Raw genomic sequence first — 17343 nt, 5'->3', positions numbered from 1 at the left:
GTGCGAACCCCCGAGCGCGCGCGGTTGGCAACTCGGTAAATTTGGAGCGGCAATGTCCTTGAGAGGACCTGGGAAGAGACGTAGGGAATGTCATGAACGCGCGCGTCGAGCAGCTGGAGTTTCAGGCGGAAGCACGGCAACTGCTGGACCTGATGGTGCACTCCGTCTACTCCAACAAGGATTCGTTTCTGCGGGAGCTGATCTCGAACGCTTCCGACGCACTGGACAAGCTGCGGCTGGAAGCCTTCCGCAACAAAGAACTCAACGTCGAGACCTCCGACCTGCACATCGAGATCGACGTCGACAAGAGCGCAAGGACGCTCACCGTCCGCGACAACGGCATCGGCATGACCCGCGACGAGGTGGTGAACCTGATCGGCACGCTGGCCAAATCGGGCACCGCCGAGCTGCGCCAGCAGCTGAAAGAGGCCAAGAACGAGGCCGCCTCGGAGGAACTGATCGGCCAGTTCGGGATCGGTTTCTACTCGAGCTTCATGGTCGCCGACAAGGTCGAACTGCTCACCCGCAAGGCCGGCGAGAGCGAAGCCACCAGGTGGGAATCGAGCGGCGAGGGCACCTACACCATCGAAGCGGTCGACGGCGCTCCGCAGGGAACCTCGGTGACCCTGCACCTCAAGCCCGAAGACGCCGAGGATGAGCTGCACGACTACACCTCGGAGTGGAAGATCCGCGGCCTGGTCAAGAAGTACTCCGACTTCATCGCCTGGCCCATCCGCATGGAGGTCGAACGACGCACGCCGGCAACCGAGGAGGGTGGCGAGGAGACCGTCACCAAAGAGGTGGAGACCCTCAACTCGATGAAGGCGCTGTGGGCCAGGCCCAAGGAAGAGGTCTCCGAGGAGGAGTACAAGGAGTTCTACAAGCACATCGCGCACGCCTGGGATGACCCGCTCGAGGTCATCGCGATGAAGGCCGAGGGCACCTTCGAATACCAGGCCCTGCTGTTCATCCCGTCCCACGCCCCGTTCGACCTGTTCAACCGTGACTCCCAGGTCGGCATCCAGCTGTACGTCAAGCGGGTGTTCATCATGGGCGACTGCGACCAGCTCATGCCCGAATACCTGCGCTTCGTGAAGGGCGTCGTCGACGCGCAGGACATGTCGCTCAACGTCTCCCGCGAAATCCTGCAGCAGGATCGGCAGATCAAGGCCATCCGCCGGCGGCTCACCAAGAAGGTGCTCTCCACCATCAAGGAGCTGCAGTCCGAGCGGCCCGACGACTACCGCACGTTCTGGACCCAATTCGGCAGAGTCGTCAAGGAGGGGCTGCTGTCGGACTTCGACAACCGGGACACCTTGCTGCAGATCTCCTCATTCGCCTCGACGCACAGCGAGGAGGAGGCCACCACCCTCGCCGAGTACGTGCAGCGCATGAAGGAGGGGCAGGAGCAGATCTTCTTCGCCACGGGCGAGAGCCGGCAACAGATCCTGAAGTCGCCGCACCTCGAGGCCTTCAAAGCCAAGGGCTACGAGGTCTTGTTGCTCACCGACCCGGTCGACGAAGTCTGGGTGGGCTCGGTGACCGAGTTCGAGGGCAAGCCGCTGCAGTCGGTCGCCAAGGGCGAGGTGGACCTCAGTTCCGAGGGCGACGAGAGCGAGGCCGAGCGCGAGGAGCAGCAGAAGGAGTTCGCCGACCTGCTGACCTGGTTGAAGGAGACGTTGAGCGAACACGTCAAGGAAGTACGGCTGTCCAGCCGCCTGACCGACTCGCCGGCCTGCCTGATCACCGACGCCTTCGGCATCACGCCGGCCCTCGCGCGGCTCTACCGCGCGTCCGGGCAGGACATCCCTGTCGGCAAGCGGATTCTCGAACTCAACCCGAACCATCCGTTGATCACCGGACTGCGTGAGGCGCAAAAGAAGGCCGACGGCGGCGAGGCGCTCGCCGAGGTGGCCGAGACCGCCGAGTTACTCTACGGCACAGCACTTCTCGCCGAAGGGGGCGCGCTCGACGATCCGGCTCGGTTCGCCGAGCTGCTCGCCGACCGGTTGGCCCGTACCGTCTAGCGCGGGTTTGCCACAGCTGCGAGAGGAGCGTTCGTCGCCGGCTTTGCCGCAAATGGGCGATTAACCCGATTGAAAAGCCGCTGGCCGGGATAATCACATCCCATGGTTGAATTTCGCGTAATCGACCCACGTGGCCGGGTCGTCGCGACGAAGGATTTTGCCAGCGCAGAGTCCGCGCACGCCTGGTTCATCCATTCGATTGGCGGCAGCACCGAGCTGGGTTGGCGCATGGAAGTCAACGACGACGGCCAGTGGGCCCACTTCGACGACACCCAAGGCTTCACCGCACCGGTGAGCCACCGTCACCACAAGCGCTGACCATTGAGCGGCACCCGGGCATCAGTCGCCGGCCCCGATCACGAAGCAGCGCCCGCTGCCGCTGCTGAACAAGACCTCTTGGACCACGGCTGGTGCGACCTCGGGGAATCCGAAGCGATGCACTTGTTGGCCGGCGTCGATGTCGGCGTCCTGGGATGCGGTGGTGCCATCCTTCTTGCGCACCAGCGCGGTGACCTTGTCCGGCGTCGACGGGTTGTGCGGGTCGCGGAAGAACCACACTTCGATTCCGGCCCCTGAGGAGTCGGCGCGCCACCCGTCGGCGTAGTAACACGCCGGGTTTCCCTCGGCGTCCGGCGGCGGTGGCGGGCATATCGACAATCCGACGCACGCCGGCGTGGTGGTGGTGGTGGCGGGCGGAACCGGGCTACTCGGCGCGCTCGGCGGTGCGCTCGAGCCGGGCGACGTCACCGGCTTTATGCCGGTCGAACTGGAGGTATTGGCCGGGGCGGGGTGCTGGGACCCGCACGCCAGGAGACCGGCACAGGCCATCGAGACGACGGCGGTCAGTCGGGCGGTTGGCGCAGACATCGCGTGCACCGGCCTCAGTGGCAGACTTCGCAGGCGATGCCGTCGCCGTCGCGGTCAAGGCCCGGCCGGTACCCCGGCTGCCCGCGGTAGATCGGAGCCACGCCGTCTGCGCACGCCGCTTTGCAGTTCGGGTAGTAGACGCTGGCACCCGTCGTCGGCGAGGTCGTCGTCGTTGTCGAGGGCGCCGCCTGGGCCGGGGGAGCCACGGCAATTCCCACTGCGATTGCTCCAGCCATGAACCATCCACGAAGCATGTTCGCGAACCTCCTATTAGCGAAGCGGCGGTGGTTGCTGTCGACTACAGAGCTAACACCGTGAAGCAGCCGCCGAGCAAGAGGGCGGGCATCGCCGACGCGGCGTACCCCGGCCGGCTCACGGCTCGGCCCCACGTAGGCTCCGAGGAATGCACGTCGATGCGATGACGGTCCCGCAGCCGCTCCACCAGATCGGCGACCTGGCCCGGCGGACGCAATCCGCTGGATTCTCCGGCCTGTTGTTCACCGAGACGGGCCGGACGGCCTACCTCAACGCCGCCGTCGCCTCGCAGGCCGCGCCCGGCCTCGAGCTCTCCACGGGGGTGGCCGTCGCCTTCCCGCGCAGTCCTTTCGTCACGGCGGCCACGGCCTGGGAGCTTCAGGAAGCAACCGGCGGAAACTTCCGGTTGGGTCTGGGCACCCAGGTACGCACCCACGTCGTCCGGCGCTACGGCGTGGCGTTCGAGCGGCCCGGTCCGCGGCTGCGCGATTACCTGTTCGCCGTCAAGGCGTGCTTCGCCGCGTTTCGGAGCGGGACGCTCGAACACCACGGCGACTTCTACGACCTCGACTTCATAACCCCGCAGTGGAGCCCGGGGCCGATCGAGGCCCCCGATCCGAAAGTCGATATCGCAGCGGTCAATCCATGGATGCTGCGAATGGCGGGCGAGGTGGCCGACGGGGTGCACGTGCATCCGATCGGCGAGCCGGGCTACATCGCCCGTCACGTCTTGCCCAGCATCGCCGAAGGCGCGGCGAAGGCGGGGCGCTCGCCGTCGGATCTCGCGGTGATCGTGCCGGTGATGACCATCGTCGGCGACAGCGACGAAGAGCGCGACAAGCAACGCGAAGTGGTGCGCGCCAGCATGGCGTTCTACGGCAGCACACCCAACTACGCGTTCATCTGGGACCAGGCCGGTTTCGAGGGCACCACCGCCCGGATCCGCGAGAAGCAGAAGGCCGGCGACATCGCGGGCATGGCGGCTCAGGTGAGTGACGAGCACATCGCCGTCTTCGCCACCGAGTCGACGTGGGACGGACTGGCCGACACGCTGAGGAAGAAATATGCCGGAAAGGCCACGCGCCTGGTCCTTTACAACGCCGTGGGCGATCCGCAGCGTTTCGAGCGGTACGGCGAGGTGGCCCGTCGCGTCCGAGAAGCCGTCAGTGACTGAGTTGTACTGCCTTGACGACCAATAGCAGCGCGCCGAGGATCAGGTAGCCGCGCAGCGCGATCATCCCCAGGCGGGTGCCCGGTGACCAGGTGACCGGCTCGAGCAGTGTCAGGGGCGGCATCCGCCACGTGTTGCGGTCGACCCCGCGCACCGGCAGTCGTGCCGCGGGCGCCGCGGGTTGTCGGCGGCTCATCCAGCGCAGCACCGGTACCGCGGCAACGGCGAGGACGACAAGCGCCAGCGCCAGGTAGCCGGCCACCGCCACGACGTTGAGGTCGCGGAACAGCGTGGTCGCCATCAGGATTCCCGACAGCAGTAGCAGGGTGCCGACGATCAGTCCGGCGACCCAGTTGAGCCAGGCACGATTGACCCACGGCCCCAGCACTTCCCGGTCGTTGCACAACAGCAGCAGGAAGACGCTGGCGCTGGGCAGAAGCAGACCGGCCAGGGCCTGCACGGCGGTGGTGATCAGCCCGAGAGGAGCACCCGGAATCAACACGATGGCCGCGGCCACCACGACCATTGCGGTGTACGACAGGTAGAACTGCTTGGCGTCGGCGAACCCGCGGTGCAGCGAGTGCTTGAGGCCGAACACGTCACCGAAGGCGTAACTGGTGGCCAGGGTGACCGCTGCGGCGCCGATGATCGAGGCGTCCATCAGCACGATCGCAAAGATCCAGCCGAGCGTCCCCCGATGTTCGCCGAGTAGGTGTGCGGTGGCGCCGGCGTCGGTGAAACCGCCGACGGTGTTGGTGGAGCGTGCCGCCCATTCGCCGGTCATCACCAGCGCCGCCGCGCCGATGACGACGACGAAGGCGCCCAGCACGGTGTCGGCGCGCTCGTAGCCGATGAAGCGCGGGGTGATGCGTTTGTCAACCACGTTGGACTGCTGGAAAAACAGCTGCCAGGGCGCCACGGTGGTGCCGACGATGGCGATGATCAGCAGCACCGCGTCCGAGCTCACGCCGCCCGAAATGCTCGGTATCACGAAGGATTTGGCCACCTGTCCCCACTGCGGGTGGGACATCAGCAGCATCGGGATCTGCAGCAGGGTGACGGCGATGAAGATGAACATGGCGCGCTCCCATCGTCGGAAGCTCCCGCTCGCCATGATTGCGACCAGTGCCACCGCCGAGACCGGCACCACGACGTATTTGGACACGCCGATGTATTCGGCGGCCAGGCTGATACCGATGAACTCGGTGACGATCGTCAAGAAGTTCAGCAAGAACAAGTCACCGACCGAGAACCAGCCCCAGCCGCGGCCGAAGCGTTCGTTGATCAGCCGCGCGTGCCCGACACCGGTGACGGCCCCGAGCCGGACCACCATTTCCTGGTTGACGATCAGCACCGGTATCAACAGCAGCAGCACCCACAGCAGGGAGTAGCCGTAGTTCTGCCCGGCTTGGGCGTAGGTCGCCACGCCGCCGGCGTCGTTGTCGCCGACCATCACGATGATTCCCGGACCGACGATCGCCAGCAGGGTCAGCAACCGTGTCTTCCAGGTGCGGGGGTGCTCGGTTTCGCCGACGCTGATCCGTCCGAAGGCGCCCTCGATGTCACCCAGGTGCGCGGTGTCGAGCACCGCGCTGCCGGTCGTCTCGTCGCGGCCTGCGGTCACAGCGCGTTACCCCCGGGCACGCGCGTGTGGTCGCCGGGTGGGGTGGGCTCGCGGACGGGACGCGGTGCCGGTTCACGCCGACGCCAGTCTTCGGGGATGGTCGCCTCGAGCACGTCGTCGACGGTGACCACCCCGAGTACCCGGTCCTGCTCGTCGACGACCGGGATGGAGTAGAGGTTGAAGTCGGCCATCAACAACGCGACATCCGTCAGGTCGGCGTCGGCGGTGACCCGCACCGGGTCCGAATCCATCAGCCGCTCAAGGGTTTCACCGGACTCAGCCTGCAACAGCGTGATCACCGAGACCACGCCGTCGAGCCGTCTGTCCTCACCGACGACGTGCACCTTGATGAGTGCCTCCGGCTGGATGGTGCTGGCCGTCGCGATCAGCCCCACCGCTTCCGCCGCCGTCGTGGTGGCGCTGCACGCGACGAAGTCGACATTCATCAGCCCGCCGGCGCTCTCGGGATTGAACCCCATCAGGGTGATGACCTTGGTGCGCTGCGGGCCCGGCATCAATTCCAGCACGCGCCGGCGCCGCGACTGACGCAGATCGGCGATCGCGTCGGCGGCGTCGTCGGCCCGCATCCGGCCCAGCAACGCGGCGACCTCGTTGTCCGGCATGCCATCGAGGAGACGGCTCGCCTTCTCCGGCTCCAGTTCCTCGAACACGTCGGCTTCGAGTTCGGGGTCGCTGCGCACCCGGTCGAGGATCTCGCCGCCCTCGGCCTTGTCCGCCTCTTCGAGAAGGTCGGCGATCTCGGCGGCTTTGAACTCGCCGAACCGGTCCGACAAGCGCCGCACGGCGTCGGAACGCGCGTCGCCGATCAGCGGTTCGAACGATTTCCAATCGCGAGCCGCGTGCCCCCCGGACGGCTTGATCAACCCGAACAACCGTGGCGGCCGCCGGGTGTCCACGCGCGTCAGCATCCATCCGGCGCCGGTATCTTCCAGCTCCACGTCGTAGGCGCGTATCAGCTCCACGTTGGCCACGTCGATCAACCGGTGGCCCAACACATCGGCGCGCAACAGCACCTCACCGGTGCGGCGCTCGAAGCCGCGAAGGTCAACCTTGTTCTTGGTCAACAGAACTCGGTCCGCGGCGAACTCGTCGATGGATTTGACGCCGATGAACACCCGCCGCCCGCCGACCCCGGCAACGATCCCCGTCACCAGTGGATACTCGTCGGTGCCGCGCAGCCGCACGATCACGTCCTCGACCCGGCCCACGGTCTCGCCCGCCCGGGCAAGTACCGGGGCGCGCAGCAACTGCGAGAGGTGGATCACCGGCCGTTCCCCGCCACCGTTCGCCGCCGTCTCCGATGCGTTCATTCGTTCCCTTTCGACGCCGCGCGACCCGACCTTCGAGCAGACCGCATGAAGCCATGTCGCGACATCGTGCAGCTACGGCTTACCGCCAGAATCGGTGGTGGCGCAAGTGTCGTCGCTTGACCGGGTTCGGCCGCAAGATCGTACGCTGTGACCGCGGCGGACAGCTACCGCAGGTAGGTAAACGCGGGACGGCCAACCGGGTTCTGCGGGCTCGCGCGGGTACGTTGCTCCATCTATTGCTTGTCGACCTTCGCAGCGATCTGGTTGGCGATGTTGACGCCCAGATCTCCGACCTCCTTGCGGCACGCGTCGACGTCGATGATGACGTTTTTGCGGACGGTCAGTGCCCGCTGACACGGCATGGTGACGTTCCCGCCGCTTCCGGTGACGGTGACGGTCACCGGGGCGCGTAGAACTCCGTTGGCGTTGGTGACTGGTCCCACCTTCCACTGCAGTTCCGGTTGGTCGCCCTCGGCGGGAACGGTGTCCTGGCGGTTGGCGCAGGCCGGCCAGCGCTGGGACGAGGCGGTGAAGAACGCACTCGCCTGATCCGGTGAGGGAAACAACACCACGAACTGATCTACGTCCGGCCTTTCAATTTCGGTCGAACCCGGGGGAGCGGGTGCGACGTCGTGGTAGCCGTAAACCGCGCTGTTCCCGCTGTCGGCATAAACGGGTGCCAGGGCCGCGCGGATGGCGTAATTGCATTCGGCGGGAACTGTATAGTCGCTGCGCTTGACCGGGTCTTCTTCCAGAGCGGTTTTCGGCGGGTCGCTCGAAGTACCCGTGACGCCAAGCGCGGTGTCCAGCTCGGTCGGGCTGAGCATGAGGGCGGCCAGCTGGTCCTTCGTCAGGGGATCCTTCGACGACGCGGTGGTGGCCGTGGTGGACGGCGAGGCCGTGCCGCCCCCGCCGTTGTGGCCGCAACCGGCGACCAGAAGTCCGGCGGAGGCGGCTACGGCGACTGCAGTTTTCAGCTGGCGCATGTCGAGGCCCTTTCTGCCTGAGCCCCCTCTCAAGCATTTCGCGCGCCCCCACCGCGCTGCGTACTCACGAGTTATTCGACAACGAAGCCTACGACAGCAGCCTTCTGCCGCGAGGACAATCCGAGCCAAGCGATATGTTCGCATGCGTGTCCGCAGTCACCTTCACCTCGGTGGCGCCGATCGTCCCGGTCCGAGACCTCGATGCCGCGATCGACCGCTATCGGCGACTCGGGTTCGACGCGCGCAAGTACGACGGTCCCGAGCGTTATGGGTTCGCCGACCGCGGATCGGTGTCGATCCACCTCACCGAATGGGACGAGCACGACCCGCTGCGCACGGCCGCAAGCGTGTACCTCTACGTCAGCGACGCCGATGCGCTCTACGCGCAGTGGAGTGCGCTGGAAGACCTCGGCGGCCGCCTGATGCCGCCGCACGACACGGCATATGGGTTGCGCGAATTCGCCTATGTCGATCCGGACGGAACCGCGCACCGTGTCGGCTCGCGCATCCGATCAGGTTGATACCGCGGGCTTTTCGCCGGCGGGTGGCGCCGCGGTGGCTTGGCTGTGCGCCAGCGCCACGGTCGCGGCCGCCATCACCGCGACCGACACGCCCAGTGCCACCAGCCCGACGTCGTTGGTCCGCAGTGTCTCGCCCAGCACGGTGACACCGAGAATCGATCCGACGATCGGCTCGGCGACGGTCACCGCCGGGAGCGACGCGGTGAGCGGGCCGGCCCGAAACGCCGACTGCTCCCAGGCGGTGGCCGCAATCGCCACCACCACCCACACGTAGACCTCGGGCATGCGTAGCAGGGCCGGGATGCCGTGGTCGAGCTGGTCGACCACGCCCTTGGTCAAGACCGAAAACAATCCCCACAGCGAGCCGGCCATCAGGCCAAGCAATAACGCGCCGACCGCGCCCGGGAACATGCGCGCGCCGATCACGCACATGATCAGGGCCGGACCCATGACCAACGCCACGATGGTCCATGTGTGCACCGACCCCCGCGGCGTGCCCTCCTGAGGATCGCCGACAGTCACCACCACCGCGACAGCGGCTGCCAGCAATACCGCCCAAAGCGCTTGCCAGGCAGTGATTCTGCGGTGGTTCACCCGGGCGTTGATGAGCAACGCGAACAACAACGACGTCACCAGCAGCGCCTGCACGAGCACCACCGACCCCAGGTCGAGCGCCGCGGCCTGGAACCCGAACCCGGCGCCGGCCACCAGGCTGCCGGTCCACCATCGACGGTCACGCAGCAGCCGGCGAAACAGGTCCAGGGTGCCGACCGGCTTGTCGGTGACCTGTTGGGCGGATCGCTGCTGGATGACGTCCCCGATGCCGACCATCAGGGCGGCGGCGATCGCGAGAACCGCTGCGATGTCTGTCTTGCCCACCAAGGCCTCCTGGGTAGCCGGTGTTGTGCCCCTAGACTTCTGGACGGTACGTGACCCGTGCGTGCGCCCTGCTAAGGAGATCCCACGACATGGACGACACAACCTCCCGCATCGGGGTGCTGGCTGCCGAAGCGCTCGGCCTGCTCATCGACGCCGTCGACCAGATTCCGTCGGAGGGCTGGGACCGGCCGTCTAACCTCGAGGGCTGGAGCTTGCGCGATCTGGTGGGTCACGTGACCGGCAGCGCAGCGAAAGTGGTGACGCTGGTCGAGGACGGCGAAATCTGGGATCGTCCCTCTCAACCGTCGGACTGGGTTTGCGACGACCCGGCCGCGCGGCTTCGTGAACTGGCGACGCGGCTGCACGAAGCACTGCCGGGCGCCGACCTCGACGGGATGCGGAAATCCCCCGAAGGTCAGGTCCCCTTACGCCGAGCGCTGGTGTTTCCGGTCTCGGACCTCGCCCTGCACGCGTGGGACATCCACCGCTCACAAGGGCGGCTGATCGAGCTGCCCGATGACCTGCTGGGGCTGTGCCGCGATCTGGTGGAGCCGCTGCCGGAGCACATGTTGCGGCGACCCGGTGGATTCGGACCGGCCCAAGCTGCGCCGGATGACGCGACACCGACGGCTCGACTCCTGGCCTACCTCGGGCGCTCGGTCGAGGCCAGCGTATGACGGCCCTGCGCGCCGACGATGCGGTGGTGTTTTGTCAGCGGCCTGAATTGCCTTGCTGCTCAGACACTCCCAGCTGACGAGCCAGGCTGGCGGCGTCCCAGTACTCCCGTGCGCGATGGATCTTGCCGTTCTTGATCTCGCATACGAAGCAAACAGGCAGCTCGAACACGTCGCTGGTGGGTGCAGCATTCGAAATATCGATTCCGTGCAGACCCCATTCCTTCTCGAACCGGCTCACTTCGCCTGTCATCGGTACGACGGTGACGTATTCCACGCACGCAGCCGTTTCTGTGGCAAAGACGTGAGCCAGTCTCTTGTGACTCTTGCGGGAATAAGCCAACCGGGCGAGGTTCTCCATGTCCTGCCGCCCGCGCCAGACGACACCGGTTGGCATCTCGACGATCTCGACATCGTCCGACATGTAGTCGAGCGCGGCGATGTCACCGCGGTTGTGGGCGTCCAGCCACGCCTTGAGGAGTTCGACATTCGCTTGCGCTGAATCCATGGTTTGTCTTTCTGCGAGGGACTGCTTATTTCCGCGAAATCGATTCTGCTGACCTCTCATCGGTCACAGCGGCCACACGGGTCCGCGCGCTGGGAGACCCACAAGTTGCCCGCCTCAGAGCGACAAACCCTGGCGACGAATGCAGAGCCGGTCCCACATGCGCATTGTCGCTGAGAGGCGGGCAACTTCCAGTGTCCCGTCCGGCAGGGACGGCTGTGGCACATGTGACAGCCGTGGGCGTCAGCCGTTGCGGCTGATTTTGAGCGCAGTGGTGATCATGGGGACCTGTAACGGCAGCCGGGCCAGGGCGGCGATCCGCATCGGCCAGGGCTTGTTCCACCACAACCGGCACATGTTGACGTTCGCCGGGAACACCCCGAGGAACAACACGGCCGCCGCGAGCGCGGCCGATCGCCGGGTGCGTCGTGGCAGCAACGCCGCCCCGACACCCAGCTCGGCCACGCCCGACGCGTAGGTATAGAACCGTGCGTTTCCCGGCAGCTCGGCGGGAACGATCGTGTCGAACGGCTGGGGCGCCACAAAGTGCAGCGTCCCCACCCCGAGGAGCATCGCCGCAAGCCGGTAAGCGGACAGCTGGGTGGCGTCACGCTCGGCGGCTGATCGGGTTGTCATCGATCCATTGTGTCCCGTGCCCGAAGACACGCCGGGTCGGCCCTCTTCACCACCCGCTCCACGTCGACTCAGGCCGTTTACTATTGGCCATACGGTATTTGTTACGATTCGCATCATCTGTCGACACCCGCGCTGCCGACCGCAGCCAGACCGTCCGAGGTTGAAAACATGGCTACACCCGTCATTGTCGGAGCGGTGAGGACGGCGATCGGCCGCTCCTTCAAGGGCACGCTCGTCAACACGCCGCCCGAGACGCTGATCACCACGGTGCTTCCGGAGGTGGTGCGCAGGTCCGGCGTCGACCCGTCCGCCATCGACGACATCATCTTCGCCGAATCGCATTATGGCGGTGGGGATTTGGCGCGGTATGCCGCCACGGCGACCGGCATGGAGGACATTCCCGGTCAATCGGTGAACCGGCACTGCGCCGGCAGCCTGACCGCCATCGGCAACGCCGCCGCCCAGATCGGCTCCGGGATGGAACGCGTGCTCATCGCGGGTGGGGTGCAGTCGTTGTCGATGACCCCGCTGACGAACTGGCGCATCCCCGGCCCGGAGCTGAAGTTCGAGGAGCAGTGGATGCCGCCGACCCACGTCGAGACCCCCGACGCTCCGGCTAAAGACATGTCGATCACCGTGGGCTGGAATACGGCGCAGGCGGTCGGGATCAGTCGCGAGGAGATGGACGCCTGGGCCGCCCGGTCGCACCAGCGCGCCATCGCCGCGATGGACGCGGGCAAGTTCCTCGACGAGATCGTCCCGCTGAAGGTCACGCAGTTCGACGGTTCGGTGATCGACTTCTCCGTCGACGAGCATCCCCGCCGGGACACCACCGTCGAAAAGCTCGCCGCGCTCAAAGTGCTGCACCCCGAGATCGAGGGATTCTCGATCACCGCGGGCAATAGCAGCGGCACCAACGACGCCGCCGCGGCGGTCGCCCTTGTCGATCGCGACTACGCCGCGGCCGAGAACCTCAACGTGATGGCCACGGTCCGGGCGTGGGCGGCCGCGGGTGTCGCCCCCAGGGACACCGGGCTGGGGGCCGTCAAGGTCATCGGCAAGGTGCTGCAGCGGGCGGGTCTGTCGGTCAACGACGTGGCGCTGTGGGAGATCAACGAGGCGTTCGCCTCCGTGCCGATCGCCGCGTGCCGGGAGTACGGAATCGACGAGGAGAAGGTGAACTTCTCCGGTAGCGGCTGCAGCCTCGGCCACCCCATCGCGGCGTCGGGCGCGCGCATGGTGACCACGCTGGCCTATGAGCTGGCTCGCCGGGGCGGCGGCATCGGTGTCGCGGCCATGTGTGCGGGCGGCGGCCAGGGCGGCGCCGTCGTCATCGAGGTCTAGCTAGTTGCAGAACGTGTAGCCGATGAATTGGGTCCCGCGGGTATCGCCGCTCGAGTAATTGGCGAAGTGCACCGCCGGCAGTCCGTTGTATTGGGCGTTCATCTTCTGCACATTTGGTGGGGGGACGCCCTTGGGGAAGGCCAGGATCATGTCGGCAAAGATGTCCAGGCCCGCCTGGCAGATGGCTTCGCGCCGCGGCGGTTGCGGATTCCACGCGTGTACGACAACCGGCTCGGTGAGCTGATACCCGGCCGCACAATTCGGGTCGCAGACCTTGAAGACGGCGGTGCCGGTCCCGTCGGCGCCCTGCGGCCCCCACGAGCTCCACGACATGTCTTGCAGCGCAACGGCGACGCTCGCGCAGCCCAGCACGTTGAGTCGCTTCGGACGCTCGACGGGCGGAACGGACAGGTTGTAGCAGCCCGGGATGGCGAAGCTCTGCGGCGGTGGCGGCTGGGACGTGGCCGGGGCGGCGGCTTGACTGCCCTGGGTCAGCTTGACGCACACAAAAGCGAGCACGCCGACCAGCGCGAGCGCCGAGACGCTGCCGATCACGATCAGACGCCCCCGTGGAATGCGTCCCAGTCGGCTCAACAAAGGAACGTTGCCCCCGCTCACGTTCAACAGATTACGACCGGACCGTTCCTCCCGGGGTGGTGCCCGTCGGCGGTGACTCGGCAGGGTAAAGTTGGTCAACGCTACCAACTTAAGGATTGTGATGGCCCAGCAACTGATGGATGACCACGAACTGGCAGCGCGGTTGGCGACCGAGGCCGGGCGGCTCCTGCTCACGGTCCGCGAAGAGTTCGCCGATGCGGACGCAAGCGAACGGAAAGCCGCGGGAGACAAGCGATCCCACGATTTCCTGATGGCGGCGCTCGCCGAAGCCCGGCCCGAGGACGCGGTGCTCTCCGAGGAGGGGGCCGACAACCCGGTCCGGTTGCGCTCGGAGCGAGTGTGGATCGTGGATCCGCTGGACGGCACGCGGGAATTCTCCGAACTCGGGCGCGACGATTGGGCGGTGCACGTCGCGCTGTGGGAGGCGGGCGAGTTGGTTGCCGGTGCGGTGGCACTGCCGGCGCAGGGCATCACCCTGGCCACCCCCGACGTCGATTCGCCGCCCGCGGCGCCGGGCAAGCCGCGCATCGTTGTGTCACGTACCCGGCCGCCGGCCATCGCCCTGACCGTCCGCGACGCGCTGGACGGGGTGCTGGTGGAGATGGGTTCGGCCGGAGCCAAGGTCGCGTCGCTTGTCCAGGGACTGTCCGATGTCTACGTGCATGCCGGCGGCCAATTCGAATGGGACTCGGCCGCCCCGGTGGCCGTGGCCCGGGCCGCCGGTCTGCATACGTCGCGCATCGACGGATCCGCCCTGGCCTACAACCGGCCCGACCCGAAGCTGCCGGATTTGGTGGTATGCCGACCCGAGCTGGCCGAAGCGGTGCTGGCGGTCACGGGCTAGGCGTTCAGCGGCGCCGCCACCACCCCCAGGCTTCTACCGAGAGTTGTTGCTAAGAACCGGGATTGGCGAGGCGGGCGACACCCGCTGACGCGCGGTCAGCGCAGGGCCTGCTGCCAGGACAGAATGCGTTCGGCGAGTTCGGGTCCGGAGTCTTCCTGGATGAAGTGGCTGGCGTTGATGCGGGCGTGCGGCTGGCCCGCGGCGCCGGGGACGTGCTGGATCAGGGGGCGGTCTGCCCGCCCGAGGATGGGGTCGCGCGCGCCGAAGATCGCGAGGAAGGGTTTCTCCCATTGGCCCAGGGCTTTCCACGCGGCCCTATTCGCCGGGATCGCCGGATCGTCCGGGGAGGTCGGCACCAACTGGGGGAAGGCGCGGGCCCCGGCCTGATACGTCTTGTCGGGAAACGGCGCGTCGTAGCCGGCCCGCACGCGGGCCGGAACGCGCCGGACGGTCCCGACCGAGACGATGCGGCCGGCGGGCAACACGGGGGAGTAGCGCGCGAACGCCCGCCATGCGTAGAAAGCGGGAGGTGTGGGTTGCTGCGCGGTAGGCAGGAAACCGTTCGCGACCACGAGTCGCGCGACGCGGTCGCCCTGCTCGGCGGCGATGCGCAGCCCGATGAGCGATCCCCAGTCCTGCACGAACAGCGTCACGTCCTTGAGGTTCAGGCGCTCGAACCAGGAGGTCACCCATTCGACGTGCCGCTGGTAGGTGTAGTCCTCGATCCGGCCGGGCTTGTCCGAGCGGCCGAACCCGATCAGGTCGGGCGCGAGCACGCGGTTGCCGGCGTCGGCCAGCGGCTGGATCATCGTGCGGTAGAGATAGCTCCAGGTGGGCTCGCCATGCAGCAACACGATCGGCGGCCCGTCGGCCGGCCCCTCATCGAGGAAATGCATGCGTAGCGACTGGGTGTCGCTTGCCGCCACGTCAAGGTAGTTCGCTACGAACGGATAGCCCTCCAGGTTTTCGAATCGGGAATCCGGGGTCCGTAGCACATGCATATTCAGCTCCTCCGGTGGGCGGGCGCCTCTGTTAGCCTCTCTCGGCGACGCGAGTTCGTCTAGGGGGAGATTTCATTGGGCTAGACGTCGAGTGGACATTAAACTGGCTTGTTCATGGCGATTCGGCGCGCGGTCCTGGTCATTGCCGACATCAGCGGCTACACCCACTACATGCAATGGAACCGCACCCACCTGGCCCATGCGCAATTGACGGTGGCGGGGCTGTTGGAGTCGGTGATCGACGCCGGCAGGGGCCTGAAGCTGGCGAAGCTGGAGGGAGACGCCGCGTTCTTCTGGGCGCCCGACGGCGATGCCAAAGTGCTGGTGTGTGACCGGCTGTCCCGGATGCGGGCGGCGTTCATCGCGCGCCGAGAGCGCTTCCGGAAGGATCTCGCCTGCGAGTGTGCCAGTTGCGCGCAACTGGACAAATTGTCGTTGAAGTTCGTCGTCCATCAGGGTGAGGTGGCCGAACAACGGGTGAAGCGTCACCTGGAGCTCGCGGGCTTCGACGTCATCCTGGTGCATCGCATGCTGAAAAACCTCGTGCCAGTGGTCGAATACATTCTGATGACCGATCCCGTGGCGGCATGCCTCGACGAACCGGTGCGCTCGCAGTGCAAGACACTGATCCACACGTTCGACGACATCGGCGAAACGTCGACGCACTACATCGACCTCGCGACGTCGCAGGTTTCCCTTCCCGCCGCCGAGTCGAAGTTCTTTCGCCGTCTCGGGGCGACGATGAAGCTGGAGTTGAACTCGCTGCCGTTCGTGCTCGGGTTCAAGGAGCCCGCCGAGGGCTTCCGCAACCTGGGCCGCGGCGCCGAGGAGATCCCCGCCTAGCGAGCTAGGCGATATCGCCCAGCGCCCGGCCCATCCGGGACACGGCCTCGGTGAGAATGCTCGGCGAGGTCGCGAAGTTCAGCCGGACGTGCCCCGCCCCGCCAGTGCCGAAGACGTGGCCCGAACTGAGCGCCACCCGGGCGTGGTCGAGGAACCATCGGGCGGGCCCGGACAGGTCGGCAACCACCGCAAGGCCGGCGGCGGCTTCCTCGACGAAACCGAGCTCCCGGCAATCCAGCCACGCCAGGTAAGTCCCTTGCGGCCAAAGGTATTTCACCCTCGGCAGGTGCTCGGCGACCAGGCCGCCGAGCAGGGTCCGGTTGCGGTCCAGGCCGCGCAGCAGTTCGTCGAGCCACTCACCACCGGTGCGGAAGGCTTCGGCGTGGGCGATGACGCCCAGGTGGCTCGGCCCGTGGCTGACCTCTTCCGGCATCCGGTGCAGGTCCGCGGCCGCCTCCGGGCCGGCGATGGCCAGCGCCGCCTTGAGGCCGGACAGGTTCCACGCCTTGGAGGCCGACGTCAGGGCGAAGGCGTTCTCCGCACCGGGGACCGTCAGGTACGGGGTGAAGCGCGACCCCGAGAGGATGACGGGCGCGTGGATCTCGTCCGAGACCACCCGGACGCCGAACCGACGGGCGAGCCCGGCGACCGCGCCGAGTTCGTCTACCGTGTGCACCGACCCGGTGGGGTTGTGCGGATTGCACAACAGGTAGGCGACCTTCGCCGCCCTTCCGGCCGATGCGCGGGCGCGGGTGAACGCTTCCTCCAAGGCGCCCAAGTCAATTCGGCCTTCGCCGCTGAGCGGCGCCTCGACGATTCGGCGCCCGTCGTGCGCGATGAACGCGTAGAACGGGGCGTACACCGGCGGGTTGACGACGACGGCGTCACCAAGCTCGGTGACCAGACGTAACAGCTGGACGGCACCGAGCATGACGTCCGGGACGATCGCGGTGCGGCTGACATCCAGGTCGTGCCACTGCCAACGCGCGGACGCGAATTGACTGACCGCTTCGGCCAGCGCGGTGCCACAGGGATATCCGGTATCCCCGTTGTCGATGGCCGTCCGCAGGGCCGCCGCCACGGTGGGGGGCAACATGACGTCCATCTCGGCGACCCACAGCGGCAGGACATCGGCGGGATGCGCGCGCCACTTCATGCTGGTGCGAAGCTGCAGCTGCTGCAGCGTGAGCTCCTCGAGGGGGTTAACGGTCACTCCC

19 protein-coding genes are annotated in these 17343 nt (G+C 66.9%); 8 read left to right on the top strand and 11 right to left on the bottom strand.

What is annotated here, in order from left to right; all coding sequences use genetic code 11:
• The first annotated feature begins 92 nt into the window (after positions 1-92).
• Positions 93-2027 (top strand): molecular chaperone HtpG, encoded by a 1935-nt coding sequence (htpG, locus tag G6N37_RS10290; RefSeq protein WP_163679494.1) that lies wholly within the window; start codon positions 93-95, stop codon positions 2025-2027.
• 102 nt (positions 2028-2129) lie between these two features.
• Positions 2130-2345: a hypothetical protein gene (locus G6N37_RS10285; RefSeq protein ID WP_163679491.1), complete on the top strand. Its 216-nt coding sequence runs from the start codon at positions 2130-2132 to the stop codon at positions 2343-2345.
• Positions 2346-2366: 21 nt separating this feature from the next.
• Here the strand turns inward: G6N37_RS10285 and G6N37_RS10280 are convergent, their stop codons facing one another.
• The gene (locus tag G6N37_RS10280; protein WP_174813812.1) at positions 2367-2894 is read right to left on the bottom strand and encodes a hypothetical protein; all 528 of its coding nucleotides are present in this window, start codon (positions 2892-2894) and stop codon (positions 2367-2369) included.
• Between the two features lie 14 nt (positions 2895-2908).
• Complete coding sequence (locus tag G6N37_RS26610) at positions 2909-3130, bottom strand: excalibur calcium-binding domain-containing protein (protein ID WP_372514665.1); 222 nt, start codon at positions 3128-3130, stop codon at positions 2909-2911.
• A gap of 167 nt (positions 3131-3297) precedes the next feature.
• Between G6N37_RS26610 and G6N37_RS10270 the strand changes: the two genes are divergently transcribed.
• Positions 3298-4323 carry a TIGR03617 family F420-dependent LLM class oxidoreductase gene (locus G6N37_RS10270; protein ID WP_163679488.1) on the top strand — a complete coding sequence of 342 codons (1026 nt, stop codon included), beginning with the start codon at positions 3298-3300 and terminating at the stop codon, positions 4321-4323.
• Here the strand turns inward: G6N37_RS10270 and G6N37_RS10265 are convergent.
• The 3 genes from G6N37_RS10265 to G6N37_RS10255 all read right to left on the bottom strand — a co-directional run bounded on the left by G6N37_RS10265 (position 4313) and on the right by G6N37_RS10255 (position 8261).
• Positions 4313-5944, bottom strand: coding sequence for an Nramp family divalent metal transporter (locus G6N37_RS10265; protein ID WP_163679486.1), 1632 nt, complete (start codon positions 5942-5944; stop codon positions 4313-4315). The two genes, G6N37_RS10270 and G6N37_RS10265, sit on opposite strands and share 11 nt — an antisense overlap.
• A complete protein-coding gene (locus G6N37_RS10260) occupies positions 5941-7275 on the bottom strand; it encodes a magnesium transporter MgtE N-terminal domain-containing protein (protein WP_163679483.1) in 1335 nt (444 codons plus the stop codon). Before G6N37_RS10260 ends, G6N37_RS10265 begins: the two co-directional genes overlap by 4 nt.
• A 233-nt stretch (positions 7276-7508) precedes the next feature.
• Entirely contained in the window at positions 7509-8261 is a 753-nt protein-coding gene (locus G6N37_RS10255; RefSeq protein WP_163679480.1) for a sensor domain-containing protein, read from the bottom strand.
• A gap of 146 nt (positions 8262-8407) precedes the next feature.
• Between G6N37_RS10255 and G6N37_RS10250 the strand changes: the two genes are divergently transcribed.
• The gene (locus G6N37_RS10250) at positions 8408-8782 is read left to right on the top strand and encodes a bleomycin resistance protein (RefSeq protein ID WP_232075398.1); all 375 of its coding nucleotides are present in this window, start codon (positions 8408-8410) and stop codon (positions 8780-8782) included.
• On the opposite strand, the gene G6N37_RS10245 is transcribed toward G6N37_RS10250, so the two are convergent.
• A complete protein-coding gene (locus G6N37_RS10245; protein WP_163679474.1) occupies positions 8774-9661 on the bottom strand; it encodes a DMT family transporter in 888 nt (295 codons plus the stop codon). The genes G6N37_RS10250 and G6N37_RS10245 overlap by 9 nt on opposite strands.
• 89 nt (positions 9662-9750) lie before the next feature.
• Between G6N37_RS10245 and G6N37_RS10240 the strand changes: the two genes are divergently transcribed.
• Complete coding sequence (locus G6N37_RS10240; protein WP_163679471.1) at positions 9751-10338, top strand: TIGR03086 family metal-binding protein; 588 nt, start codon at positions 9751-9753, stop codon at positions 10336-10338.
• Positions 10339-10372: 34 nt separating this feature from the next.
• On the opposite strand, the gene G6N37_RS10235 is transcribed toward G6N37_RS10240, so the two are convergent.
• Together G6N37_RS10235 and G6N37_RS10230 are read right to left on the bottom strand one after the other, a co-directional pair.
• The gene (locus G6N37_RS10235; RefSeq protein WP_163679469.1) at positions 10373-10843 is read right to left on the bottom strand and encodes a nuclear transport factor 2 family protein; all 471 of its coding nucleotides are present in this window, start codon (positions 10841-10843) and stop codon (positions 10373-10375) included.
• A gap of 240 nt (positions 10844-11083) precedes the next feature.
• Positions 11084-11476 (bottom strand): DoxX family protein, encoded by a 393-nt coding sequence (locus G6N37_RS10230; protein ID WP_163679466.1) that lies wholly within the window; start codon positions 11474-11476, stop codon positions 11084-11086.
• A gap of 168 nt (positions 11477-11644) precedes the next feature.
• Between G6N37_RS10230 and G6N37_RS10225 the strand changes: the two genes are divergently transcribed.
• On the top strand, positions 11645-12820 hold the full coding sequence (locus G6N37_RS10225) for a thiolase family protein (RefSeq protein ID WP_163679461.1): 1176 nt from the start codon (positions 11645-11647) through the stop codon (positions 12818-12820).
• Here G6N37_RS10225 and G6N37_RS10220 read toward each other — a convergent pair whose 3' ends face one another.
• Positions 12821-13414 (bottom strand): hypothetical protein, encoded by a 594-nt coding sequence (locus G6N37_RS10220; RefSeq protein WP_174813811.1) that lies wholly within the window; start codon positions 13412-13414, stop codon positions 12821-12823.
• Positions 13415-13553: 139 nt separating this feature from the next.
• Here G6N37_RS10220 and G6N37_RS10215 point away from each other — a divergent pair, with 139 nt between their 5' ends.
• Complete coding sequence (locus tag G6N37_RS10215; RefSeq protein WP_163684861.1) at positions 13554-14282, top strand: 3'(2'),5'-bisphosphate nucleotidase CysQ; 729 nt, start codon at positions 13554-13556, stop codon at positions 14280-14282.
• 95 nt (positions 14283-14377) lie between these two features.
• Here the strand turns inward: G6N37_RS10215 and G6N37_RS10210 are convergent, their stop codons facing one another.
• The gene (locus G6N37_RS10210) at positions 14378-15283 is read right to left on the bottom strand and encodes a haloalkane dehalogenase (RefSeq protein WP_163679460.1); all 906 of its coding nucleotides are present in this window, start codon (positions 15281-15283) and stop codon (positions 14378-14380) included.
• A gap of 114 nt (positions 15284-15397) precedes the next feature.
• On the opposite strand from G6N37_RS10210, the gene G6N37_RS10205 reads away from it, so the two are divergent.
• Positions 15398-16126, top strand: coding sequence for a DUF2652 domain-containing protein (locus G6N37_RS10205; RefSeq protein WP_163679457.1), 729 nt, complete (start codon positions 15398-15400; stop codon positions 16124-16126).
• A 4-nt stretch (positions 16127-16130) separates the two neighbouring features.
• Here G6N37_RS10205 and G6N37_RS10200 read toward each other — a convergent pair whose 3' ends face one another.
• Positions 16131-17339, bottom strand: coding sequence for a MalY/PatB family protein (locus tag G6N37_RS10200; RefSeq protein ID WP_163679456.1), 1209 nt, complete (start codon positions 17337-17339; stop codon positions 16131-16133).
• Positions 17340-17343: the final 4 nt, after the last annotated feature.

It is taken from the genome of Mycobacterium seoulense (assembly GCF_010731595.1).
GTDB lineage: Bacteria > Actinomycetota > Actinomycetes > Mycobacteriales > Mycobacteriaceae > Mycobacterium > Mycobacterium seoulense.
Note: the sequence above shows the minus strand (reverse complement) of the source record. Positions and strands in the feature narration are given on the sequence as shown.